Here is a 26,038-nt window from a genome sequence, read left to right as displayed (position 1 = left end):
ATTTATCCTTTTCTTAAATTTAATTTTTTGTAATTTTTTTTGGTATTACAACCGTGTAATCCAAATCTAGAATAACATTTGGTAAGTATTTACCATCTTCGTCTTTTGCATTTTCAATCTCATTTGGAGTTTGATTTTTTAATGCAATAGTTCTAAGTCTTAAAAGACCTAAATCTTCTCTTTTATGATTAATTGTTTCTAAAACTTCTGTATAAGCATATATTGTATCTCCTGCATATGTAGGATTACAATGACTTCCACTATTTATTGAATATACCCATTGAGCATTTTGTAGTCCATTAAAAGATATTGCTCTTGCCATAGATATAACAATCCCTCCATACATTAATCTTTGACCCATAGGAGTTGATTTCATCATATGGTCATTGAAGTGTACTTTTGCATTATTTTGATAAAGTTTTGTAGCTAAAGTATGATCACTGTTATCTACTGTAATACCTTCTGGATGGTTTAGTCTTTCTCCTACTTCATAATCTTCAAAAAAATATTTACCTCCAGTAGCATCTGTATCAACTACTTTTATTGTTGGAATATTAATACTATCTAAAATAGGTGTTGCTTTTTCAAAAGTTGGAACTTCATTTATACTAGTTTTTGTATTATGATCTTTTTTATGTACCATAACCCATCTTTTAAAATTTAAAACTTCATTTCCATATTGATTTACTCCTATAGAATGAACATATACAACACCACTTTTACCATTTGAATTCTCTTTTAATCCAACTACTGTAGAAGTCATACTTACTGTATCTCCTACAAAGACAGGATTAGCAAATGAAATTTCAGCATACCCTAAATTTGCAATAGCATTTAAAGATATATCTTGAACACTTTTTCCAAATGTTAAATGAAACATTAAAATATCATCTATTGGTCTTTTTTCATATCCAATTTGTTTAGCTACAACATCACTAGAGTGTAAAGCAAATCTTGAACCAGTAAAGGCGATGTATAAAGATACATCTCCCTCACTAATTGTTCTTGGAAGTGGATGAACTATTTTTTGACCAATTTTAAAATCTTCAAAATAGTTACCAAAATTAATCTTTGACACATTTGCTCCTTATTTATTAAATAGATTTTGCCCTAAAGCTTTATAAGTTTCATATAACTTAATCATCTTTCTAGCCCATTTAATTCTTGATGCATCTACAAGTTTGTTATTGTGTAATATAACTTCTTTACCTTCTCTTGTAGCCTCTTCATATTTTTCAATCATATCTTCATAATCTTCAACTTCACTTTGTTTTGGAGTAAAGATATCATTTATATATTCAATTTGTACTGGATGAACTAATGATTTTCCATCAAATCCTAAATTAAATGCATCTTTTGTAGAGTCTTCACAAGCAAATTCATCATGAACATCAAAGTGTGGTCCATCTATTACCGTTTTTCCATAAGCTTTAGCAGCTAATGCTATTTGCGATAGATATGTAACAATTGCTTTAGAACCTCTTTTTATATCTATTTGAAGTCTATTTGCTAATTTATTTGAACCAACTACAACAACTTCAACTTTTTGACTAGCTGCACAAATTTTTTGTATATTTAAAACAGATAAAGGAGTTTCAATCATAACCATAAGTGTAAGATTTGGATTTACTTCATTTATTAATTTAACTGCTTCTAACACATCTTCCTTTGAATCAATTTTAGAAAATAATAAACCATCTATTTCTAATTCTTTTGCCAAATCTAAATCTTTTTTTATATCTTCTGTTCTAAGATTATTTATTCTTAAAACTCTTTCACTCTCTCCAAAATTTGAATTAAACTCTTTAAATACTTCTTTTAAAGTTTCTCGTCCTACTTCTCTTTGTTCAGATAAGATAGCTTCTAAATCGAAAATAACAGTATCAGCCAATATAGATTTTGCTTTTTCTACATTGTGTTTGTTATACGCTGGTACTAAAATCATTGATCTTCTAGCCTTATATTCAATAATTTCTTCACCTTTTACAACGGCTCTTTCTAAATCATGTAAATCTTTTACTAGTTGTTTTCTAAGAACTTTTCCATTTTTTGTTCTAGGATAATCTGTCATTGTAAATATTCTTTTTGGAGCTTTGTATTTTGCTAAATTATTTTGAGAGAATTTTAAAATTTCTTCTTCTTTCTCTTTGCTAATTGGTGAGTGTCCAATAACAGCAATAGCAACTAAAGTTTTATCTTTCTCAATATCTAAACCAAAAGCAACACAATCAGCAACATCAGGATGAGTTTTTACAACTCTTTCAATTTCATGTGGACTTACTCTAAATCCAAATGTATTGATAATGTCATCTTTTCTTCCTATAAACCAGATATAACCATCTTTATCTCGTCTTGCATAATCTCCTGTAAAGAAATATCCATCATGTCTTGATTTTGCTGTTTCTTCTTCTAATTGCCAATATTCTAAGAATAATCCTGGATCATCTTCACCAATACAAATCATCCCTTCTTCTTCAACTCCAACTTCTTCTAAAGTTTCAGGATCTAAAAGTTTTACAATATGACCTGGTTGAGGGAAACCAGCACTACCTGGACGAATAGGATTATAAATAGAGTGTGAAATATAGTAAGAACATTCACTCATACCAATAGCTTCATATATATCTTGTTTAAATCTTTCTCTCCAAAGACCAAGCATTTCATCAGATAAATGTTCTCCCGCACTCATACAATATCTTAAGCTTGGACAATCTTCAAGTTTAAAATCTGTTTTTTGGATAATTTGTCTATATATTGTTGGAACTCCAATAAATATTGTACATTCATGTTTTTTAATCAAATTAATCCATGTTGATGCATCATTTGCCCCCTCATAAGCAATAACAGTATGTCCATTATATAAAGGATCCATTAAAGCTGAACCTAAAACATAAGTCCAATTGAATTTTCCAGAGTGCATAATTCTGTCATTCTCTTTAAAATTAAACCAGTAATCAGTTGCAGGTTTTCTTCCTACTAGTGAACGGTGAGAATGTAAAACACCTTTTGGATAACCAGTTGTTCCTGATGTATATACTAAATAAGCAGGTTCCCCTGATTTTGAATTGTAGTGATTTGGTGTTTCATCTATATTTTTAAATATTTGATTTAAAGCATAAACATTTATACCTTTTGGTGCTTTAAAATCTTCAACACTATCAACTCCTGCAACAACAATAGTTTTTAAATTATCAAGATTTTCTAAATATGGAACTAAATTCTCATACATAGTTGCACTCATAACAATAGCTTTTGCTTGAGAATCTTCTGCAAGATATTTAACTTCACTTCCACTTAAAAGTGTTGAAGTAGGTACTGCTATAATTCCTGCTTTCATAACCCCAAAAAATGAAATTGGATATGCTAAAGAGTTTTTTAAACAAACCAAAACTCTATCTCTTGGTTCTAACCCTATACCTGTAAAAAAGTTTGCTACTTGATCTGATTTTTTAGATAAATCTTTATAAGTGATTGTATCAGTACCAAGTTTATCATCTTCAATTATCATAGCTACACTATTTTCTTTGTTTGTACCTATATGTTTGCTTGTACAAGCGACACCAATATTTAAAAATTCTGGTACTTCTAATTTAACTGTTTGACTCATTATAAAACTCCTTGTTATATTACAGCTGACCGTATGGCCAATTTTCTTTAAATGTATGTAGAGGCATTTTATTTAGAACTGATAATGCAAATAATTCATCTTCTTTAGATAAACTATTTAATGCATACGCTCTTAAAATATTTTGTAAAGATTTTCCAAACATTGGAGGGTCTAACATCTCACCTTCATATCTTATAGCACCACTTAAAAGTGCATCTGCTTCAAGTGCAGCTTTTAAAATAGATACATCTTTCTCAATTTCATTTGGAGATGGAGTAAATGCAACTTTACAAATATTTATATGATTTGGAGTAATAACTTGTTTTCCTGTTAATCCCATAGCATTTTCTCTTAATGCATGAGCATAAACATGCTTACTAGCTTCATCTCCATGTAAATCTAACCATCTTCTAATATCTTTTTTTTCAACACAATTATCAGGTAAAGAGTGTGGTGTAAGTAAAACTTCAACTCCTCCAATTACCCCTTTCCCTTTTATTCTTGCTTCCATTGTAAGAATATTAAAGAATGTTTGTAACTCATCAATCCAACCTTTTGGAGTTATTTTATATGCCATAGCTTTTGAAAAATCATGAATTCCAAATACAATATGTTTTACTGTTGAATGTTCCATTAATCTATCTGCAATCTGTAGTGATTTTGGGTGTTCAACAATTGGTTGAATAGTAAGTTTACTTCCAATAGAAACTAACCAAGAAGATAAGTCTCTTATTTCAGCACTTCCATAAACTTCTCCAGCTTTTGCTAAAACTATCACATCAATATATTGATGTATTTGTTTTAACATTTTTAAATCCTCTTCATATTCTTCAGTTCTAAAAGGATTTATTCTTACAGCTATTTGAAAATCTCTAGGTGGGAATTTTGGTAACTCTTGAATTAGAAGCTCTCTACTCATGGCTTTTTGTCGACAGCCATCTTCTAAATCAAATAAAACTGTATGAGCTTTTGTTTTATAAGCATGTTTTTGAAGTCTTAATTTTGCTTGTTCCATTGTTTCGTAAGAACCATCAAGAGGATTATATTTAATTGGTGGGTAATATATTTGAATACCTGGCCAATAACCACCTAATACTGGTGTTAAATCATCGTTTTCTGTTAATTTAGATAAATCAATAGCAGAAGTCATCATTTTTTCAACCTTTCTATATTTTACAAATTCATTTTATATACAAAAGATATTATACATAAAACTAATACAGAAGTTATACACAAATTAAAATGAATAAATTTTATATCTTTTAAAATAGTAAATAAATTTAAGCTATATCTAATAATTATAGATAAAGCTTGTTTTTAGGGCTATATAGCTTGTAAAAAGTTTAAATTTCCAAAATAATCAATTAAAAATGGTTTTGAAACTTCTTCAAAACTATCAATATCTTGATATAAATTTATAAAAAACTCAAAATCTAAGTTTTTATTTTTCAAAGTTTCTATTGAAAGTAGGGTGTCATTTATACATCCAAGTTTTGAAGGAGTTATTAAAAATGTTTTACAATTAAACTCTTTTATCAAGTCAATCATAAAGAAATCTTTTTTTATAGGTACAAACAATCCTCCAGCACCTTCAATTATTAAAATATCACAAAACTTTTGTAGATACTCTTTTTTCTTTTTTAAAAATTCTATATCTATAAATGTATCTTGTTTTGCTACATAAGGTGATGCAGGAAGCTCAAATTGATAAGGAACAATATCTTTAATAGATAATGTATGAAATTCTGGATTTAATTTTTTTGTAAGTTCAAACATTTTACTTCCATCAAGTGGATTATTATTTATAACTCCCGTTTCACATGGTTTGAAATATCCTACTTTATATCCTTGCTTAGCAAAATATTTTAAAAATTTCTCACAAGCATAAGTTTTTCCAACATCTGTATTTGTAGCAGTTATAAAAATAGTTTTATAAGGTTTTAGCTCATTTTTCATAAATAATCTCTTTTTTGTTATAATTCAACGTTTTTTAAAAAATGATTTTATCATAAATTATAAGGGTTTAATGTGAGCAATGAAATAGAAGTAGAATTAAGCGATGAAATAGAGTTACAAGAACCAAAAAAATATAATGTTTTTTTACTGAATGATGATTATTCAACTATGGATTTTGTAATTGATGTTTTGATAAAAGTTTTTAGAAAAAATCTAAATGAAGCTGAAGCTATAATGCTAAGTGTTCATAATAATGGAAAAGGACTTTGTGGAGTTTATACTTATGAAATAGCTAGTACTAAAGTTGCACAAGTAAAAACAATGGCTAGAGATAAAGGCTTTCCTTTAAAAGCTGTAATGGAAGAAGAATAATATGATAAGTAAAGAATTAAGACATATCTTTGCACAAGCTGTAGGTTATGCAAAGATTAATAAACATGAGTATTTGACAGTAGAACATATTTTTTTAATGTTAATAAATGATTTATCAATTGAAGGATTATTTATAGATTTAGGACTTAATCCAAAAGAGTTATTTGAAGAATTAAAAAAATATATTGATGAAAATACACCAAAATTACCTGAAGATGTTAAAGATGAACCAATAGAAACTTTAGCTTTATCTTCAACTATAGAATATATGGTTGCACATGCACAAGGAAGTGGAAAACAAAATGCAAGTGTTGAAGATATGTTTGTTGCAATTTTAAAAGATGAAAAAGCTTATGCTACATATTTATTAAAAAAATATGGAGTTCAAAGAGTTGATATTTTAGAAGAAATTTCACATAAAGATGATGAAGAAAAGAGTGAAGATACTAATGAAAATGATAAAATTTTAGAACAAAATTCTAGTGAACTTGTAAATGTTGCAAAAAAAGGTCAAATAGACCCAGTTATTGGAAGAGATAAAGAGTTAGAAAGAGTTATTGAAATTCTTGGAAGACGAAAGAAAAACAATCCTCTTTTAGTGGGAGAGCCTGGAGTTGGTAAAACTGCAATTGCTGAAGGTTTAGCTTTGAAAATTGCTAATAAAGAAGTTCCTCCTTTTTTAGAAGAATCGAAAGTTTTTTCACTTGATATGGGATCTTTAGTTGCTGGTACAAAATATAGAGGAGATTTTGAAAAAAAATTAAAGTCTTTACTCAAAGAGATTTCAAAAATTCCAAATGCAATACTATTTATAGATGAAATTCATACCATTGTTGGTGCTGGAAGTGTTGGTGGAAGTGCAATGGATGCTTCAAATATACTAAAACCTCTTTTAGCAAATGGAAAATTAAAGTGTATTGGTGCTACAACTTTTGCAGAATTTAGAAATGATTTCTCTAAGGATAAAGCACTTAGTAGAAGATTTGCTAAAGTTGATATAAATGAACCATCAGTTGAAGACTCTATTTTAATTTTAGAAGGATTAAAGTCAAAATATGAAGAATATCATAAAGTAAAATATTCTAAAAGTTCAATAATAAGTGCAGTTGAACTTAGTAAAAAGTATATTCAAGATAGATTTTTACCAGATTGTGCAATAGATGTAATAGATGAGGTTGGAGCAGCTAAAAAAATAGAGTTATCAAAAACTTTAAAAACAAAAAATGAAACAAATATTACAATAAGTTCAAAAGATATTGAAGAAGTTATTGCTAAAATGGCACATATTCCACAAAGAAGTGCTACAAAATCAGATTTGACTTTATTGAGAAACTTAGAGAAAAATATACAAAAAAGAGTTTTTGGACAAGACAAAGCTATTACAACAATAGTTCAAGCAATAAAACGAAATAAAGCTGGATTAGGGCTTGATAAAAAACCAATAGGAAGTTTTTTATTTACTGGTCCTACCGGAGTTGGGAAAACAGAAGTTGCAAGAGAATTGTCTTTACAATTAGGTATACATTTTGAAAGATTGGATATGAGTGAATATATGGAAGCTCATACTATTTCTAGACTTATAGGTGCTCCTGCTGGATACATAGGATATGAAAAAGGTGGTCTCTTAACAGAAGCTATAAGAAAACACCCACATTCTGTATTATTACTTGATGAGATTGAAAAAGCTCATCCAGATCTAATGTCTATTTTACTTCAAGTTATGGATAATGCAGAATTGACTGATAATAGTGGGAATAAAGCAGATTTTCAAAATATTATATTAATTATGACTTCAAATTTAGGTGCAACTGAAGCTAATGTTATGGGCTTTGCAAAAAATGATAAATTAAATGAAAATAAAGCAATAAATAAATTTTTTGCTCCTGAATTTAGAAATAGACTTGATAGTGTTGTTGCTTTTGATAGTTTATCTTTAGAAATTGTTTCAAAAGTTGTTGGTAAGTTTATAGAAGATTTAGAACAAAAACTTGAAGATAAAAAGATAAAAATAGAAATTAGTAAAAAAGCCAAAGATGAATTAGCAATATTAGGTTATGATAAATCAATGGGAGCAAGACCTTTAAATAGAGTAATTTCTGAAAGAATTAAAAATATTTTAACAGATGAAATTTTATTTGGAAAATTAAAAAAAGGTGGAATTGTAAAAATAGACTTTAAAGATGAATTTATTTTTGAGTATAAAAGTTTATAACACAATTATTTTACAATTTATTTGTTACAATTCCAAATAAAAAATTAAAGGTAGGATATGAAAAAAAGTTTAATTATAACTGCAACAACATTATTACTATTAACTGGTTGTACAGAAGAAAAAAAAGAACAAAAAGTAGAACAAGAGACTCAAATAGAGATAAAACAAGAAGTTGTTCTACCAGTTGAAGAAGTAAAAGAAAAAGAAATTAAAAAGGTAGATGAAAAAACTACTGAAACAAAAGTTGATAAAGCAGTTGAAGTTAAGCCTGAAATAAATATTGAAGAAAAGATAGAAGAAGTAAAAGTTGTTGATGCTGAAACAATGTTTAAAACATGTGCATCATGTCATGGTACTAAAGGTGAAAAAGAGGCTTTAGGAAAATCTCAAGCAATAGCTGGTTGGGATGTAGATAGAACTATCAAAGCATTAAATGGTTATAAAGATGGAAGTTATGGTGGAGTTATGAAAGGTATTATGAAACCACATGTAGAAACAAAAACTCCAGAACAAATCGAAGCTTTAGCAGATTTTATATCAAAATTATAATATTCTAGAAATATATTTAGATAAAAGATAATTTCTTTTATCTACTAATAAACCCATAAATTAGTACTTTTATTCATATTAAACAATAATTTCCAAAATTTAAGCTTAGATTAAGCGCAATACTCTTGACAAAGGAAAAAAAAGCTATTATAATTCCCGTCCAATTTGACCAGAAGGGTTAAAAGTTCTTTAAAGTTTAAGACGGTGATAGAGAAGTAATCTTTATAAACCGAATATATGATTGTTAAAAAAATAAAAAAAATGTACAAGTGGAGAGTTTGTATGTCAGAGATGATGTATAGATTAAGAACTTGTCTATAATTTGAGTGATAATTTTGTAACTAACGAATAAGAGAGTATGTTTAGAGATAGATATATAATTTTAAGAGTAATTATAGAATATGTCAGTTTCAAACACTATAAAGATATGTTTAGATTATATAGTAAGATATATGGACTAGATATAGATAATTTATGGAGAGTTTGATCCTGGCTCAGAGTGAACGCTGGCGGCGTGCTTAACACATGCAAGTCGAACGAGAACGGGCTATAGCTTGCTATAGTTGTCAGCTAAGTGGCGCACGGGTGAGTAATGTATAGGTAATATGCCTCTTACTAAGGGATAACAAATGGAAACGTTTGCTAATACCTTATATTCCTTATAAACAAAAGTTTATAAGGGAAAGATTTATTGGTAAGAGATTGGCCTGTATTGTATCAGTTAGTTGGTGGGGTAATGGCCTACCAAGACAATGACGCATAACTGGTTTGAGAGGATGATCAGTCACACTGGAACTGAGACACGGTCCAGACTCCTACGGGAGGCAGCAGTGGGGAATATTGCACAATGGACGAAAGTCTGATGCAGCAACGCCGCGTGGAGGATGACACATTTCGGTGCGTAAACTCCTTTTATATAAGAAGATGATGACGGTATTATATGAATAAGCACCGGCTAACTCCGTGCCAGCAGCCGCGGTAATACGGGGGGTGCAAGCGTTACTCGGAATCACTGGGCGTAAAGAGCATGTAGGCGGATTGATAAGTTTGAAGTGAAATCCTATAGCTTAACTATAGAACTGCTTTGAAAACTGTTAATCTAGAATGTGGGAGAGGTAGATGGAATTTCTGGTGTAGGGGTAAAATCCGTAGAGATCAGAAGGAATACCGATTGCGAAGGCGATCTACTGGAACATTATTGACGCTGAGATGCGAAAGCGTGGGGAGCAAACAGGATTAGATACCCTGGTAGTCCACGCCCTAAACGATGTACACTAGTTGTTGTGAGACTAGATCTTGCAGTAATGCAGTTAACACATTAAGTGTACCGCCTGGGGAGTACGGTCGCAAGATTAAAACTCAAAGGAATAGACGGGGACCCGCACAAGCGGTGGAGCATGTGGTTTAATTCGACGATACACGAAGAACCTTACCTGGACTTGACATAGTAAGAATGATTTAGAGATAGATTAGTGTCTGCTTGCAGAAACTTGCATACAGGTGCTGCACGGCTGTCGTCAGCTCGTGTCGTGAGATGTTGGGTTAAGTCCCGCAACGAGCGCAACCCTCGTCGTTAGTTGCTAACAGTTCGGCTGAGAACTCTAACGAGACTGCCTACGCAAGTAGGAGGAAGGTGAGGATGACGTCAAGTCATCATGGCCCTTACGTCCAGGGCTACACACGTGCTACAATGGGATATACAAAGAGCAGCAATACAGTGATGTGGAGCAAATCTTATAAAATATCTCCCAGTTCGGATTGTAGTCTGCAACTCGACTACATGAAGTTGGAATCGCTAGTAATCGTAGATCAGCTATGCTACGGTGAATACGTTCCCGGGTCTTGTACTCACCGCCCGTCACACCATGGGAGTTGAACTCATTCGAAGCGGGGATGCTAAAGTAGCTACCTTCCACAGTGGATTCAGCGACTGGGGTGAAGTCGTAACAAGGTAACCGTAGGAGAACCTGCGGTTGGATCACCTCCTTTCAGAGAAATGTATTAAGATTTGTTTCTTAATACATAGAAAAATGAAAAACAATTAACAATATATATTCGGTTTATAAAGATTATTTGAATAAATATATAGGTAAATGGGCCTATAGCTCAGCTGGCTAGAGCGCTCGACTGATAATCGTGAGGTCTCAGGTTCAAGTCCTGATAGGCCCACCATAATAAGATAATCTTTGTTGGGGAATTAGCTCAGCTGGGAGAGCGCCTGCTTTGCACGCAGGAGGTCAGCGGTTCGATCCCGCTATTCTCCACCATATATATTTAAAGAAATTCTAATATAAGTTTTATAGCAGATAAGATTTATATTAGGATTTATCCTAAAGAACACTAAAAAGATAACAATAGTTATTAAAATAGTACGATATTTAAAAATATAATGTTAAAGTCTTTAAAATTTTTTCGTAAGATTAAATAGTAATATTTAATTTTAAATAAAAAAAATTTCATATCAATAATTTGTGATAAATTAGAATAGATTTAATTTATTATATAACTATAGATAGAACACAACTAAATTATTAAATAGAATATATTTAATAAGATAGTAGCCAAAGAATATTATCAAAACAAATTGATAAATATAGCGATATATTTATCAGGCAATAATAAGCTATTAAGGGCTAATGGTGGATGCCTAGACTGTAAGAGGCGATGAAAGACGTATTAGGCTGCGATAAGCCACGGGGAGCTGCCAAAGAGCTTTGATCCGTGGATTTCTGAATGGGGCAACCCAGTATATAGAGATATATATTACCCTACGGGGAGCGAACCTAGTGAAGTGAAACATCTCAGTAGCTAGAGGAAGAGAAATCAAAAGAGATTCCGTAAGTAGCGGCGAGCGAACGCGGATTAGGACAAACCCAATGCTTGCATTGGGGGTTGTAGGACTATAACGTAAATTAAAGATGATAGATGAAATACTTGGAAAAGTGTAGCATAGAAGGTGAAACTCCTGTAATTTAAATCATCAATAATTTTAATAGTATCCTGAGTAGGTCGGAACACGTGATATTTTGACTGAATCTGGGGGGACCACCCTCCAATCCTAAATACTACTTACAGATCGATAGTGAACAAGTACCGTGAGGGAAAGGTGAAAAGTACTGCAGCGAGCAGAGTGAAATAGAACCTGAAACCATTAGCTTACAATCATTCAGAGCCCTATGATTTATCAGGGTGATGGACTGCCTTTTGCATAATGAGCCTGCGAGTTGTGGTTAGTGGCAAGGTTAAGTCAAGTACGAAGCCGTAGCGAAAGCGAGTCTTAATAGGGCGCCATAGTCACTAGCTGCAGACCCGAAACGAAGTGATCTATCCATGAGCAGGTTGAAGCTGGTGTAAGAGCCAGTGGAGGACCGAACCCGCTGACGTTGAAAAGTCTTGGGATGACTTGTGGATAGGGGTGAAAGGCCAATCAAACTTCGTGATAGCTGGTTCTCTCCGAAATATATTTAGGTATAGCCTTGTGTTGTAGCATATAGGGGTAGAGCACTGAATGGGCTAGGGCTGCTTACCGCGGTACCAAACCCTATCAAACTATGAATACTATATGTGGAATCACAGGAGTCAGGCGGTGGGTGATAAAATCAATCGTCGAGAGGGGAACAACCCAGACTAACAGCTAAGGTCCCTAAGTTACATCTAAGTGGAAAACGATGTGGAGTTACTGTGACAACCAGGAGGTTGGCTTAGAAGCAGCCATCCTTTAAAGAAAGCGTAACAGCTCACTGGTCTAGTGATTCTGCGCGGAAAATATAACGGGGCTAAGATGTACACCGAAGCTTTAGACTTGTACTATGTACAAGTGGTAGGAGAGCGTTCTATTCAGCGTAGAAGATGTACCGGTAAGGAGCGTTGGAGCGGATAGAAGTGAGCATGCAGGCATGAGTAGCGATAAAACAGGTGAGAATCCTGTTCGCCGAAAACCCAAGGTTTCCTACGCGATGCTCGTCATCGTAGGGTTAGTCGGGACCTAAGTCGAGTCCGAAAGGGGTAGACGATGGCAAATTGGTTAATATTCCAATACCAACATATAAGCGCGATGTGGGGACGCATAGAGTTAATCGAGGTCACGGATGGAAGTGTGGCTCGAAGGACGTAGGTTGTTAAGTAGGCAAATCCGCTTAACATTAGACCGAGATCTTACAGGCTCTTGACACTCTTCGGAGGAGATGGAGAATCGATGATACTGTCGTGCCAAGAAAAGCCACTAAGTATATTATATGTTGCCCGTACCGTAAACCGACACAGGTGGGTGGGATGAGTATTCTAAGGCGCGTGGAAGAACCCTCTTTAAGGAACTCTGCAAAATAGCACCGTATCTTCGGTATAAGGTGTGCCTACTTTGGTATATGAACTTGCTTCAAAAAGCCAAAGAGGTTGCAACAAAGAGTCCCTCCCGACTGTTTACCAAAAACACAGCACTTTGCTAACACGTAAGTGGATGTATAAGGTGTGACGCCTGCCCGGTGCTCGAAGGTTAACTGATGATGTCAGCGCAAGCGAAGCATTTGATTGAAGCCCGAGTAAACGGCGGCCGTAACTATAACGGTCCTAAGGTAGCGAAATTCCTTGTCAGTTAAATACTGACCTGCATGAATGGCGTAACGAGATGGGAGCTGTCTCAAAGAGGGATCCAGTGAAATTGTAGTGGAGGTGAAAATTCCTCCTACCCGCGGAAAGACGGAAAGACCCCGTGCACCTTTACTACAGCTTGACACTGTAGCTTGGATATTCATGTGCAGGATAGGTGGGAGGCTATGATGACTAGACGCCAGTAGAGTCGGAGCCATCCTTGAGATACCACCCTTGAATATTTGAGTTACTAACTGCGAAGAGTTATCCTCTTTCAGGACAATGTCTGGTGGGTAGTTTGACTGGGGCGGTCGCCTCCTAAATAGTAACGGAGGCTTACAAAGGTTAGTTCAAAGCGGATGGAAATCGCTTGTTGAGTATAATGGCATAAACTAGCTTGACTGTGAGACCTACAAGTCGAACAGAGACGAAAGTCGGTCATAGTGATCCGGTGGTTCTGCGTGGAAGGGCCATCGCTCAAAGGATAAAAGGTACGCCGGGGATAACAGGCTGATCTCCCCCAAGAGCTCACATCGACGGGGAGGTTTGGCACCTCGATGTCGGCTCATCGCATCCTGGGGCTGTAGTCGGTCCCAAGGGTATGGCTGTTCGCCATTTAAAGCGGTACGCGAGCTGGGTTCAGAACGTCGTGAGACAGTTCGGTCCCTATCTTCCGTGGGCGTAGGAAAGTTGAAGAGATTTGTCCCTAGTACGAGAGGACCGGGATGAACGTACCACTAGTGTACCAATTGTTCTGCCAAGAGCATCGTTGGGTAGCTACGTACGGATGTGATAAGAGCTGAAAGCATCTAAGCTCGAAGCCAACTCTAAGATGAACTTTCCCTGAAGTTCCCAGCAAGACTAGCTGGTTGATAGGCTGGATGTGTAAGCGTTGTAAGGCGTTTAGCTGACCAGTACTAATAGAACGTTTGGCTTATTTTTTATTTCTTTGGTTTACTATCTTATTAAGTATATCTTTACTTTATATTTGTGTAGGTTTTTTTTTGAAAATTTACTTTTAAGACTTTAACATTATCTTTATTCCTTTAACTCTTTTGTTAAAGTTGAGTATTAAGAGATTATCTCTATGATTCTTTTAATACTCAACTTTGTTAGTGGTTACAGAGAAGTGGAAATACCCAGCCCCATTCCGAACCTGGTAGTCAAGCACTTCATCGCCGATAATACTGCTGGGTCCCCCGGTGGAAACGTAGGTCATCGCTAACTCTTTGAGTCTTTAATGCCTTTCCTAAGCTACTTTATCTAGTGTTTTAGGGAAGGTATCCCTTCTTATACAATTTATTCAACAATTTAATATCTTTTTTCCCCCCCCTTTTTTTTGTCCTTTTATATGCTATCTTATTTATATTGAGTTATTAATTATTTATAATATAAACCTTAGGTCTGAGTTTCAAAGTATTGTGTATTTATAGATAATGATTAAATATAATTCAAGAGAAATCTTGAATTATATTTAATTTAATTGTTCTAAAATTTCAATAGAAACTATTTTATCACCTTGTTTTATAGAATCTAAATTTTTAAAGCTTTCTGTATCACCTTCTTCAATCCCACCAAAAACTGTATGATTTCTATCTAGGTGAGGACAAGGTACAAAGCATATGAAGAATTGGCTTCCACCAGTATTTCTTCCAGCATGAGCCATAGATAAGCTACCTTTATTATGAACTTGTTTTGGAGCATCTATCTCACATTTGATAGCCCAATCAGGACCTCCCATACCAGTTCCATCTGGACAACCTCCTTGTGCCATAAATCCAGATATTACTCTATGAAAATTTAAACCATTATAAAAACCATCATTTGCTAAAGTTGCAAAGTTTGAAACTGTATTTGGCGTTGCATCATTGAAAAGTTTAATCCAAATAACACCTCTATCAGTTGTGATTTTTGCATAGTTAAATTTTGCTAACTCTTCTTTTGAGTAATTATATTCTTTTAATTCTTTTTTAAAAAACATATTTTTCCTTTGGTTTAATTTTTTTGAATTATATCTTCTTTTGGATATAAGTAGTTTAATTTTATTAAGTTTTGAATTATTTCTTTAAAAACAGGTACTGCTGATTGTGCAGCATAGTAGTATGGACGAACTGGAAGTGGATTTATAACAGTTACTCCAATAGTATAAGAATTTCCTTTTTCATCATTTACAAAACCTATAAATGAAGAAATATATTTTTTTAAGTATCCAGTTCCTCCAGCAATTTGTGCTGTTCCCGTTTTCCCTCCAATTTCTAGCCCATCTATTCTAGCACTTCTACCTGTTCCATCAGTAACAGTTTTTATAAGCATTCTTTTCATTTCGTCTGCAACTTCTTTTGAAATCACTTGTTCTGGTTCTTTAAAGAATGGTGACTCATATTTCTTTCCATCACGACTTAAGTAAGATACAATTTGTGGAGTTACCATTTTTCCATCATTATTAAATACAGAATAAGCTTTAATTAATTGTATAAAAGTTGATGTCATACCTTGACCAAAAGATACAGTAGCCTTATAAATATTGTCTTTTTTCTGTTTGTCTCCAACAGAAAATTGCCAAAGTTTTGGCATAACACCTTTCTTTTCATAAGGTAGGTCAATTCCAGTTTTTTGTGTGAAGCCAAATTTTTTCATACCTTCATAAAATTCTGGACCAGTAAGTCTTTGTGCAATTTGTAGTGTTCCAATATTAGAAGAAAATATTACAACATCATCTAATGAAATATTTCCTTTTGGGAAAGCGTGGTCATCTTTTATAGTAAATTTTCCAATAGGATAAGCACCTTTGACACTAGATTGATTAAATGCTGAGAAATATTCATTCTTTTTTATTCTTCCTTTATCCATAACTAAAGATATAGATAAAGGTTTTACAACAGAACCAGGTTCAAATTGATATTCTACAGCATTTACATTCAAATAAGGAATATCTGTTTGTTTTATTTTTTCTGGATTAAATCTATTTGATGAAGCCATAGAAATAATTTTACCAGTACGACTTTCCATGATTGTAAGTAAAATTTCATCTGCTTGAGTTCTTTTTTTATGTATATCTAGGGTTGTTTCATTGTTTTTTTGAAGTTTCAAGGGAATATTTAGATTTAGACTATATCCATCAATGCTATGAGACATTATTGAGTTTTTATCAAAATAAATATAAGAGATAACATCTCTAAATCCTTTTAATACACCATCTTTTACATCATTTAATGTTGAGTTATAAATTCTTTCTAATCCCTTTACTCCATTTACTTTTGTTTTACCATCTTTTGTTTCAAATTTTGAGTTGTATCCTAAAACAGGAGTTAAAGTATCATCATAAGAAAAAGTTCTTTTTTCTCCACTTTCACTTATTTCTAATCTTCTAATTAAGCTTAAACTACCACCTTTTCTTGGAATAAAAACATTTAGTTGATTTAGTTTTATATCTAATTCTTTTAGGTTTTTAGCTGCTCTAGAGTCTATATTATAAGATAAAACTACATATCCAGGTGATTTTTCTGCATCATTTAATTTTTTTTCTAATTCTTGATAATCTATTCCACTATAAATAGAGAAAAGTTTTAAAAATAGTTCTTTTTTTTCTGGATTTAAATATCTTGTATCAAGTCCAGCTTTATATACTTTTTTTGAAGATACAAGGTTAAAGTTGTCTTGGCTTACAATATTTCCTCTAACTGCTAATTCATTTTTTTCACCTTTTAGTGAAGGAAGAGTTCTTTTTTCATGTACAGTTCTGAAAAATGAGAATGACACTATAAATAGCCCTAAAGCAATTAAAGAAAGTAAGATTATAATTTTTCTTGTTTTCTTTTTGTTTTCTATGATTTTTTGTTCTAATTGCATTTTTTTGAAGACATCTTTATCCATAATATTATATAATAGGGCATGAATTATATCAAAAATAAGTTTAAACTATTAACTACAGGTGCTAATTTAGGTGAACCTGATTATCTTTTGTTTATTTTAGTGTCAATATTGATTATAACTAGTATAGTTTTTTCATATTCACTTACTATATATACTGTTGAATTTATGGGATATGGACAATTTCACTATGTTTTAAGACAAGGACTAGTTGGAATATTTTGTATATTTATGATGTGGTTTATGGCAAGATTGAATCCTGATAAAATAATGTTTAAAATAGGAATGACACTATTTATTATTGGATTCTTATTGATGATTGCTATGCCATTTTTACCAGCTTCTTTAGTAACTGCTTCAGGTGGAGCAAATAGGTGGATAAGACTTCCTGGATTTTCATTGTCTCCTATTGAAATTTTTAAAATAGGATTTATATATTTTTTATCTTGGTCTTTTTATAGAAAAGTAATTCATCAACCAAAGCAAGGACTTTTTGGTGATTTACTACTTTTGTCACCATATTTTTTACTATTTTTCTTAGTTGTTTTTATTGTTGCATTTTTACAAAAAGATTTAGGTCAAGTTGTACTTTTAGCATCAATTATGCTTATATTAATACTATTTGCAAATAGATCTTTTAAAATTATTTTAGTTTTATTTTTGATAGCTATTGTTGGGCTTTTAGGATTAATTATTGCAGCACCACATAGAATCAATAGAATTCACTCATGGTGGTCAATGGTTCAAGATGGTATATTGTCTGTTTTACCATCATCTTTTGAACAATATTTAAGAATCAAAAACCTTCCAGAGCCATATCAAGTTTCACATTCTTTAAATGCTATACATAATGGGGATTTTTTTGGTCAAGGAATCGGAAATGGAAATCTAAAAATGGGGTTTTTATCTGAAGTTCATACAGACTTTGTATTAGCTGGTATTACTGAAGAAATAGGTTGGATTGGTTTTTTTTGTATTATACTTGTATTATTTCTTATTATAGTAAGAATATTTAAGATTAGTAAAAATGTTGAAAATAAAGTATATTATTTATTTACAACAGGAATTGCTTTGATGATAATTATTGCCTTTTTAATAAACTCTTCTGGAGTTGCAGGTATAATTCCAATTAAAGGTATTGCTGTACCATTTCTATCTTATGGAGGTTCATCATTATTGACAACTTCTTTTGCTATTGGATTAGTTTTATCTATTAGTAGAACAGCAAAAAAACATATTCCTACCAAAAGTATTCCAAAACAAAAAGTTAACCAAAGGATTATAATAAGATGAAAAAAGAGTATATTGTTGTAACTGGTGGTGGAACAGGAGGTCATTTAAAAGTTGCAGATGCTTTTATTGAAGAGTTAAAAAGTAGAAATTTTAATATTATTTTTATAGGTTCTACAAAAGGACAAGATAAAGCTTGGTTTGAAGGTGATAAAAGATTAAGTGAAGCTATATTTTTAACTACAAGTGGTGTTGTTAATAAAAAAGGATTGAGTAAGCTTTTTTCTTTAGTAAATATGTTTTCAAAATCTTTAGAGTGTTTAAAAATATATAATAAATATAGAGTAAAAAAGGTTATTTCAGTTGGTGGATTTTCAGCAGCACCAGCTAGTTTTGCTGCTATTTTGAAAAGAAATTGTAAGTTTTTTATTCATGAACAAAACTCAAAAATGGGTAAACTTAACCAGTTAACTTCAAAATTTGCTTCAAATGTTTATTCATCTTTTTTAGAAAATTCAAAAGTAAAAGATTATCCTGTTGATCTAAAGTTTTTTGAAAGTTCAAGGATTAGAAAAGAGATAAAAACTATAGCATTTTTTGGTGGTTCTCAAGGTGCAGTTGCTATAAATAATTTTGCATTAAAAGTCGCACCTAAATTAGATGAATTAGGTATAAAAATAATTCATCAAGCTGGGAAAAATGATTTTGAAAGAGTAAAAGAATTTTATAGAAATAAGAATATAGATGTCGATATTTTTGATTTTACAAAAGATATTGTTTCTAAGATGAATGAGGCTGATTTTTGTGTTAGTAGGGCTGGAGCTTCAACTTTGTTTGAACTTTGTGCTAATAATCTACCAACTTTTTTTATTCCATTTAAATATGCAGCAGCTAATCATCAATATTTTAATGCAAAAGCTTTAATGGATAAAAAATTATGTTTTTTACAAAATGAAGATGAGCTAAATGAAAGTTATTTTTTTGAATGTTTAAATAGCAATATAGAACAAATTAGCTTTGGTTTAAGAGATATTATTAAACCAAATGCTATAAAATATATTGTTGACGATATTTTAGAATAAAAATAAGATTAAAATACCAAATAAAATTCTATAAATACCAAAGGCTACGAATGTAAATTTTTCTAGAAATTTTAAAAATATTTTAATTACTATAAAAGCAACAATAAAAGATACTATAAAACCAATAGCTAAATTTAAAAAATTACCACCTTGAATTATATCTTCATAGTTTTTATAAACGTCATAAAAAGTTGTTGCAACCATTACAGGAACTGCCAAAAGAAATGAAAATTCAGCACTAGCTTTTCTATTAAATCCTACAAGCATAGCTCCAATAATACTAGCTCCTGCTCTTGAAGTACCAGGAATTAAAGCAAAAATTTGTGCAAGTCCAATATAGAAAGCTTGTTTAAAGCTAACATCTTCAACATTAGAAATATGTTTTTTATTTTCATCATAAAATTTTTCAACTATTAAGAACACAATCCCACCAATAATAAACATATAGGCAACGATTTCAATACTAAATAAATTTTTTACTTGTTCAGAAAATATTAATCCAGTAATACCAATAGGTATAAAAGCTAATGCAATTTTTAACCAAAGATTTATATGTTTAAAAGTAAATTTAGATGGATATATAAATACTAAAGCCATAATTGCTGCAAGTTGAATAATAACTTCAAATGCTTTATTTACACTATTTTGTTCTAACCCTAATAATTCACTTAAAACTATTAAATGTCCAGTTGAAGATACAGGGATAAACTCTGTAATTCCTTCTATAATACCAAGCCATATTGCATCAAATATTGTCATAAAATAATTCCTTTTTCTTTTGTAAGTTTTAAAAATAGTTTTAAAGCTTTTTTTTCTTTATATCCTACATCATAATCTATTTTTTTTAAATACATTAAAATATTTTGTTTTGAAATTCCACTTCTTTTTGAATAAATATCTAAAATATATTGAGGGATTTTTATATGGCTTTTATTAAAGTTTTTTGTAATCTTTCTTAATCTTTTTTCATATTTGTTGTAACATAAAACAGCAAAAACAAATGGTAGATTGTATTTATTTTGCCAAGCTTTTGCTAAATCAATAATTTCTTCATTCTTATTTTCAAGAAAAAATTTCAAAGCTTTATCTCCAATGATTATCTCTCCTTTTAAATCTAGTACTTTTGCTAAAGCATTTGAAGTTTTTGATTGAAAATCATCTTTTGATACTCTATTTGGTAAAACAAAAACAGAATCTACATAATCTCTTGCAATTATTCCAAAGTCTAAAAACTTCTCACCTCTTGAACCAATGGAAGATATAAATGCACTGTGAACTTTTCTTTTTTTAAAATTATTAGTAATAATTGATGGATAAGATTTTTTATACTCAATACTTGATCTAAGTTGATTCGATTTTATATTTTTTTTGATATAAATATGAAAAGGTAATAAGTTTATAAAATCAATTTTTGAAAATATCATAAAATTGTTGCCTTAAAATGTTTTAAAATTAAGTTGATATAATAGTGTAAAAAAAATAAGAAAGGATTAAAATTGGTAAAAATTGAATTTTTAGGTCCTATAAATAAAGATGATATAAATTTAGATATTAAAAATTTAAAAGAATTAAGTTCTATTTTAAAAAATGATAAAGATTTTTCTTCTTGGATTGAAACTTGTGCCGTTGCTGTAAATGATACTTTAGTTTTTTCAAAAGATTTTGAATTAAAAAATGGAGATAAAGTATCTTTACTTCCTCCTGTTTGTGGAGGTTGATTTTGCTTGGTGAGAATTTACAAATACATAAAGGAAATTTACCAATAGAAAAAATTTATAATGCTTGGTATGAAAAGTATAAAAATTTTAATTATGGAGCATTTATAACTTTTGTTGGAATTGTAAGAGATGAAAATAATATTGAAGGTTTATCTTTTGATATTTATGAGCCAATTTTAAAATCTTGGTTTGATTCTTGGCAAGAAAAAGCCCAAAAACAAAATGCTATAGTTTTTATGGCTCATAGTTTAGGTGATGTATTAAATCATGAGAGTTCTTATATAGCTGGAGTTTGTAGTCCAAAAAGAAGAATATCATTAGAACTTATTGATGATTTCGTAGAAGATTTTAAAGCAAATGCTCCAATCTGGAAATATGATATATTAAATGGAAAAAGAGAGTATGCAAAAGATAGAAGCCAAAAAATAAATGGAGCAGGAATATTATTATGAAAGATATAAAAAGAGTAGATTTACATAATCATACAATGTTGTGTAATCATGCAACAGGAACAGTTTTTGAGTATGTAGAAAAAGCTATAGAAATAGGAATAGATGAATATGGTTTTTCATGTCATGCTCCTATGAATTATGACCCAAAATATAGAATGAGTTTATCTCAAAAAGATATTTATGAAAGATGGATAAGAGAGGCAAAAGAGTTTTATAAAAATAAAATAAAAGTTTTATTTGCTTATGAAGTAGATTTTTTAGATGGATATTTACTTGATGAGATAATAAATGCTAAAGTAGATTATTTAATAGGTTCTGTTCACTTTTTAAAAAATAAAGATGATATGTGGGGGTTTGATAATCCAGAATTTATAGGTGTTTATCAATCAAAAGATATAGATAGTATATGGCAAGAATACTTTGATGCCATAGAGGCTATGGCAAAAACTAAACTTTTTGATGTAGTAGGGCATTTAGATTTAATTAAAGTTTTTAAATTTTTACCAAAAAAAGATATCAGAATATTAGCAAAAAATGCTTTAAACGCTATAAAAAAATCAAATATGGTTATAGAAATAAATCCAGCAGGACTTAGAAAACCAATAGGTGAAACTTATCCCTCAAAAGATCTTTTAGAAATTGCTTTTGAATTAGGAATAAATATAACATTTGGTTCTGATGCACATAGTATTCAACATATTGGTTTTGGATATGAAGAGTCTACAAATCTAGCAAAACAAATAGGCTTTACAAAATGTATGACTTTTGATAATAAAGATAGAAAATTGGTGAATTTTTAATTTAGTATAAATAAAGAATTTTGTTTAGTTTAGATAAAATTATATCTTAAATTTTTTGGAGATAAATGAGATGGGAAAATTTGTAAATAGTATAGATGAGTTTTTTAGTTTTTGTAGTGAGAATGAAGTTAAATTTGTAGATTTTAGATTTACTGATATGAAAGGTATGTGGCACCATGTTACATATAATTTTAAAGCAATAAATGAAGATTTATTAGCAAATGGTATGCCTTTTGATGGATCATCAATTGATGCTTGGCAACCAATTCATAAATCAGATATGATTTTAAAACCAGATGTACCAACTGCATTTTTAGATCCATTTACAGCTGATAGTACGATAATTGTAATCTGTGATGTTTATGATATTTATAAAGAACAAATGTATGAAAAATGTCCAAGATCAATAGCTAAAAAAGCAGTAGAATATTTAGCTGAAGTTAATGTAGGTGATGTTGCTTATTTTGGACCTGAGAATGAGTTTTTTATTTTTGAAGATGTAAAAATTAAAGATAGTGTAAATGAATCATCTTTTAGAGTAGATAGTGAAGATGGTGAATGGAATAGTGCAAAAAATTATGAAGGTGGAAATATAGGACATCGACCAGGTCTTAAAGGTGGATATTTTCCTGTAGCTCCTATTGATAATGGAGTTGATATAAGAGCTGAAATGATGCAGGTTTTAGAACAAGTAGGGTTGGAAGTTGTTTTAGGACATCATGAAGTTGCACAAGGACAGCATGAAATTGGTATTGTTTATGGGGATTTAATAGAAGCTAGTGATAATGTTCAAAAACTAAAATATGTTGTTAAAATGGTTGCTCATTTAAATGGAAAATCTGCAACATTTATGCCAAAACCACTTTATGGGGATAATGGAAGTGGAATGCACGTTCATCAAAGTATTTGGAAAGATGGTAAAAATCTTTTTTATAAAAAAGGTGAGTATGGAAATTTAAGTGATATGGCAAGATGGTATATTGGTGGTATTTTTAAACATGCAAGAGCTGTTGCTGCTTTTACAAATCCATCAACAAACTCATATAAAAGATTAATTCCTGGGTTTGAAGCACCATCTATCTTGACTTATTCTTCTCAAAATAGAAGTGCATCTTGTAGAATTCCTTATGGAGCTGGTGAAAAATCAACAAGAGTAGAAATGAGATTTCCTGATTCTACAGCTTGCCCATATTTAGCTTTTGCTTCTATGTTAATGGCTGGACTTGATGGAATAAAAAATAAATATGAACCAATAGGACCTATGGATGATGATTTATTTGAATTATCTTTAGATGAAATTAGAGAAAGAGATATCCCTCAAATGCCACATACATTAAGAGGTTCTTTAGAAGCATTAATAAGAGATAATGAATTCTTAAAACCAGCATTCACAAAAGATATGATAAATACTTATCAGCATTATAAATTCTCAACTCAAGTTTGGCCTTATGAGGCTAGACCTACACCTTTTGAATTTAAAACAATGTACTCTTGTTAAAAATAAAAGTAAGTGGATTTTATCTACTTACTTTTATTTGAAATACTTAATCCTAAATCTTAAAAATATAATAAATAAAAAAGTATAGAAGATATCTATACTTTTTAATAATATTAGAATTCTAAAACTTCTTCATTTGGATTTGATTGTTCTAGTAGAATTTGTGAGTCAATATCTGGTAATGGAGATAAATCTGTATAATATTCATCAGTACCATTAAAATGCCCTAAATAAACATTTTCAGGTTTTGTAAAAGTTCTTGGAATTTCAGGATAAAGTTCAATGTATTTTTTGAAAAAGTATGAAAAAGCTGGAGCGGCAAGGGTACTTCCTGTCTCTGATTTTCTCATAGGTTTATTGTTATCATTTCCGAACCAAACAATAGTTTGAATAGAAGGAGAATAGCCACAAAACCAAGCATCTATATTATCATTTGTTGTCCCAGTTTTCCCTGCAAGTTCAATACCATCAACAGCTGCTCTTCTTCCTGTTCCTTTTGTAACTACATCTTTTAAAATCGAAGTTATTAAATATGATTGTTCAATAGGATTTATTTCTGTTTTTATAGGTTCAAAAGTTACTCCTTTACCATCTTTATTTACAATTTGTTCTACAATATAAGGTTTTGTTTGAACTCCATTGTTTGAAAAAATAGTATATGCTTGGCTAAATTCTACTAAAGATACACTCATTGAACCTAAAGTTACAGAAAGATTATTTACTACATCTTTAAATCCATATCTTTTTAAATCATTTGTTGTAATATCCACTCCTACATCAGTAACTAAATTTAGAGTTGATAAATTTCTTGATTGAACTAAAGAATCTCTTAATGTTACAATACCTTTAAAATTTCCACCATAATTTCTAGGTTGCCATTTCTTCTGAACACCACCTACTGTATACGTATATGTTCTTGAAATATCAAATAGCTGAGAAGATGGATTATATCCTTCATTTAGAGCAGTTTGATATAAAAATGGTTTTATTGCACTTCCTGCTTGTCTTTTAGATTGAAAAGCTCTATTAAATACTGATTGAGAATAATCAACTCCCCCAACCATAGCTAAAATTTTACCTGTATTGTTTTCTAAAGTGATCATTGCTCCATTTAATTCTTTTGTAAATGCATCATTATCGGGATTTTTTGAATTTTCTCGTATATTTGAGTCTCTTTTCATAGCTTCATCATAAGATTTCTTTAAAGCTTCTTGTGCGATTTCTTGTGCTTGTAAGTCTATTGTTAAATATACTTTATATCCACCATATAAAATATCTGGAACATCATTTATCAACTCATTTATTGCATAATCAACTGCCCATGGAGCAATATTTTGTGTTAAAGTTTGATTATAAATTGTTGGTATTTCATTTATTGACTCTTCAAATTGTTCATTACTTATCCACCCTAAACTGTTCATTCTTGTAATTACTTGATTTGCTCTTGTTAAAGAGACTTGAAGATTTTTTGTTGGATCATAAAAGCTAGGTGCTCTTGGAAGACCAACTAAAATTGCTATTTCCTTTAGAGTAAGTTCATATAACTCTTTTTTAAAATAACCTTTTGCTGCAGTTTTTATTCCATAGTATCCATGTCCAAAATATACATGATTTAAGTATCTTTCTAATATTTCTTCTTTTGTTAAAAGAGTTTCAAGACGAATAGCAAGTAAAGCTTCTTTTACTTTTCTCATAAGCTTTTTTTCTCTACTTAAAACTAAAACTTTGATTAATTGTTGAGTTAGAGTACTCGCTCCTTCACTATATCCACCAGATTGAATGTTTTTAATCATAGCCCTACTTATTGCATCTGGATTTATACCAAAGTGTTCAAAAAATTGTGTATCTTCTATTGCAACTAGTCCTTCAATAACACGTGCTGGAATATCATCATAATTTACATATTCTCTATTTTCATCTTTAAAAGTATTTGCTAAAAGCTTCCCATTTTTATCAAAAAATTGTGTACTTTGTTTTGGTTGATAGTTTACAACACTATCAATGTCATCTTTTATCTCTTCATATAAGTCGTATATAAGAACTAATATAATAGCTCCTACTACTAACGATATGAAAAAAATTGCTTTTGTTAAAAATTTTAACAT

18 protein-coding genes, 2 tRNA genes and 3 rRNA genes are annotated in these 26,038 nt (G+C 30.8%); 14 read left to right on the top strand and 9 right to left on the bottom strand.

Annotated elements, in window-relative coordinates; translation table 11 throughout:
• Positions 1-19: 19 nt before the first annotated feature.
• The 4 genes from ALANTH_RS09265 to bioD form a co-directional block, all read right to left on the bottom strand.
• Positions 20-1,078 (bottom strand): MaoC family dehydratase, encoded by a 1,059-nt coding sequence (locus ALANTH_RS09265; RefSeq protein ID WP_026808210.1) that lies wholly within the window; start codon positions 1,076-1,078, stop codon positions 20-22.
• Between the two features lie 9 nt (positions 1,079-1,087).
• Positions 1,088-3,607 carry an aldolase/citrate lyase family protein gene (locus ALANTH_RS09260; RefSeq protein WP_026808209.1) on the bottom strand — a complete coding sequence of 840 codons (2,520 nt, stop codon included), beginning with the start codon at positions 3,605-3,607 and terminating at the stop codon, positions 1,088-1,090.
• A gap of 19 nt (positions 3,608-3,626) precedes the next feature.
• The gene (locus tag ALANTH_RS09255) at positions 3,627-4,760 is read right to left on the bottom strand and encodes an HpcH/HpaI aldolase/citrate lyase family protein (RefSeq protein WP_026803914.1); all 1,134 of its coding nucleotides are present in this window, start codon (positions 4,758-4,760) and stop codon (positions 3,627-3,629) included.
• A 170-nt stretch (positions 4,761-4,930) separates the two neighbouring features.
• Positions 4,931-5,563 (bottom strand): dethiobiotin synthase, encoded by a 633-nt coding sequence (gene bioD / locus ALANTH_RS09250; RefSeq protein WP_026808208.1) that lies wholly within the window; start codon positions 5,561-5,563, stop codon positions 4,931-4,933.
• Between the two features lie 72 nt (positions 5,564-5,635).
• Here bioD and clpS point away from each other — a divergent pair, with 72 nt between their 5' ends.
• The 8 genes from clpS to rrf all read left to right on the top strand — a co-directional run bounded on the left by clpS (position 5,636) and on the right by rrf (position 14,510).
• A complete protein-coding gene (gene clpS / locus ALANTH_RS09245) occupies positions 5,636-5,935 on the top strand; it encodes an ATP-dependent Clp protease adapter ClpS (protein ID WP_026803912.1) in 300 nt (99 codons plus the stop codon).
• 1 nt (position 5,936) lies between these two features.
• The gene (gene clpA, locus ALANTH_RS09240; RefSeq protein WP_026808207.1) at positions 5,937-8,147 is read left to right on the top strand and encodes an ATP-dependent Clp protease ATP-binding subunit ClpA; all 2,211 of its coding nucleotides are present in this window, start codon (positions 5,937-5,939) and stop codon (positions 8,145-8,147) included.
• A 57-nt stretch (positions 8,148-8,204) separates the two neighbouring features.
• Complete coding sequence (locus ALANTH_RS09235) at positions 8,205-8,696, top strand: c-type cytochrome (protein ID WP_026808206.1); 492 nt, start codon at positions 8,205-8,207, stop codon at positions 8,694-8,696.
• 471 nt (positions 8,697-9,167) lie between these two features.
• Positions 9,168-10,685, top strand: a 16S ribosomal RNA gene (locus tag ALANTH_RS09230).
• Positions 10,686-10,791: 106 nt separating this feature from the next.
• A tRNA-Ile gene (locus ALANTH_RS09225) sits at positions 10,792-10,868 on the top strand.
• A 19-nt stretch (positions 10,869-10,887) separates the two neighbouring features.
• Positions 10,888-10,963, top strand: a tRNA-Ala gene (locus tag ALANTH_RS09220).
• A 349-nt stretch (positions 10,964-11,312) separates the two neighbouring features.
• A 23S ribosomal RNA gene (locus ALANTH_RS09215) occupies positions 11,313-14,225 on the top strand.
• A gap of 169 nt (positions 14,226-14,394) precedes the next feature.
• A 5S ribosomal RNA gene (gene rrf / locus ALANTH_RS09210) occupies positions 14,395-14,510 on the top strand.
• Together the 16S, 23S and 5S rRNA genes with 2 tRNA genes alongside form the textbook arrangement of a ribosomal RNA operon.
• A gap of 247 nt (positions 14,511-14,757) precedes the next feature.
• On the opposite strand, the gene ALANTH_RS09205 is transcribed toward rrf, so the two are convergent.
• Positions 14,758-15,264, bottom strand: a complete 507-nt coding sequence (locus tag ALANTH_RS09205; protein WP_026803909.1) for a peptidylprolyl isomerase — start codon at positions 15,262-15,264, stop codon at positions 14,758-14,760.
• A gap of 14 nt (positions 15,265-15,278) precedes the next feature.
• Complete coding sequence (locus tag ALANTH_RS09200; protein WP_228282871.1) at positions 15,279-17,156, bottom strand: peptidoglycan D,D-transpeptidase FtsI family protein; 1,878 nt, start codon at positions 17,154-17,156, stop codon at positions 15,279-15,281.
• A gap of 18 nt (positions 17,157-17,174) precedes the next feature.
• Here ALANTH_RS09200 and ALANTH_RS09195 point away from each other — a divergent pair, with 18 nt between their 5' ends.
• Entirely contained in the window at positions 17,175-18,446 is a 1,272-nt protein-coding gene (locus ALANTH_RS09195) for an FtsW/RodA/SpoVE family cell cycle protein (RefSeq protein WP_026808205.1), read from the top strand.
• The gene (locus tag ALANTH_RS09190) at positions 18,443-19,465 is read left to right on the top strand and encodes a UDP-N-acetylglucosamine--N-acetylmuramyl-(pentapeptide) pyrophosphoryl-undecaprenol N-acetylglucosamine transferase (protein WP_026808204.1); all 1,023 of its coding nucleotides are present in this window, start codon (positions 18,443-18,445) and stop codon (positions 19,463-19,465) included. The genes ALANTH_RS09195 and ALANTH_RS09190 overlap by 4 nt, the downstream gene beginning before the upstream one ends.
• Here the strand turns inward: ALANTH_RS09190 and ALANTH_RS09185 are convergent.
• Together ALANTH_RS09185 and ALANTH_RS09180 are read right to left on the bottom strand one after the other, a co-directional pair.
• Positions 19,457-20,224 (bottom strand): undecaprenyl-diphosphate phosphatase, encoded by a 768-nt coding sequence (locus ALANTH_RS09185; RefSeq protein ID WP_026803905.1) that lies wholly within the window; start codon positions 20,222-20,224, stop codon positions 19,457-19,459. The two genes, ALANTH_RS09190 and ALANTH_RS09185, sit on opposite strands and share 9 nt — an antisense overlap.
• Entirely contained in the window at positions 20,221-20,889 is a 669-nt protein-coding gene (locus tag ALANTH_RS09180) for an MqnA/MqnD/SBP family protein (RefSeq protein WP_026803904.1), read from the bottom strand. Before ALANTH_RS09180 ends, ALANTH_RS09185 begins: the two co-directional genes overlap by 4 nt.
• Before the next feature lie 72 nt (positions 20,890-20,961).
• On the opposite strand from ALANTH_RS09180, the gene ALANTH_RS09175 reads away from it, so the two are divergent.
• The 4 genes from ALANTH_RS09175 (at position 20,962) to glnA (ending at position 23,933) form a co-directional block, all read left to right on the top strand.
• Positions 20,962-21,183 (top strand): MoaD/ThiS family protein, encoded by a 222-nt coding sequence (locus ALANTH_RS09175; RefSeq protein ID WP_026803903.1) that lies wholly within the window; start codon positions 20,962-20,964, stop codon positions 21,181-21,183.
• A 2-nt stretch (positions 21,184-21,185) separates the two neighbouring features.
• Positions 21,186-21,635, top strand: a complete 450-nt coding sequence (locus ALANTH_RS09170; protein WP_029888398.1) for a molybdopterin synthase catalytic subunit — start codon at positions 21,186-21,188, stop codon at positions 21,633-21,635.
• Complete coding sequence (locus tag ALANTH_RS09165) at positions 21,632-22,435, top strand: histidinol-phosphatase HisJ (protein ID WP_026808202.1); 804 nt, start codon at positions 21,632-21,634, stop codon at positions 22,433-22,435. The genes ALANTH_RS09170 and ALANTH_RS09165 overlap by 4 nt, the downstream gene beginning before the upstream one ends.
• Before the next feature lie 70 nt (positions 22,436-22,505).
• Positions 22,506-23,933, top strand: coding sequence for a type I glutamate--ammonia ligase (gene glnA, locus ALANTH_RS09160; protein WP_026803900.1), 1,428 nt, complete (start codon positions 22,506-22,508; stop codon positions 23,931-23,933).
• 113 nt (positions 23,934-24,046) lie between these two features.
• Here glnA and ALANTH_RS09155 read toward each other — a convergent pair whose 3' ends face one another.
• Positions 24,047-26,038 carry a penicillin-binding protein 1A gene (locus ALANTH_RS09155; RefSeq protein WP_026808201.1) on the bottom strand — a complete coding sequence of 664 codons (1,992 nt, stop codon included), beginning with the start codon at positions 26,036-26,038 and terminating at the stop codon, positions 24,047-24,049.

The organism is Aliarcobacter lanthieri (assembly GCF_013201625.1).
In the GTDB taxonomy this organism is placed as follows: domain Bacteria; phylum Campylobacterota; class Campylobacteria; order Campylobacterales; family Arcobacteraceae; genus Aliarcobacter; species Aliarcobacter lanthieri.
The sequence above is the reverse complement of the archived record's forward strand: the minus strand, read 5'-3'. Positions and strand labels throughout refer to the sequence as shown.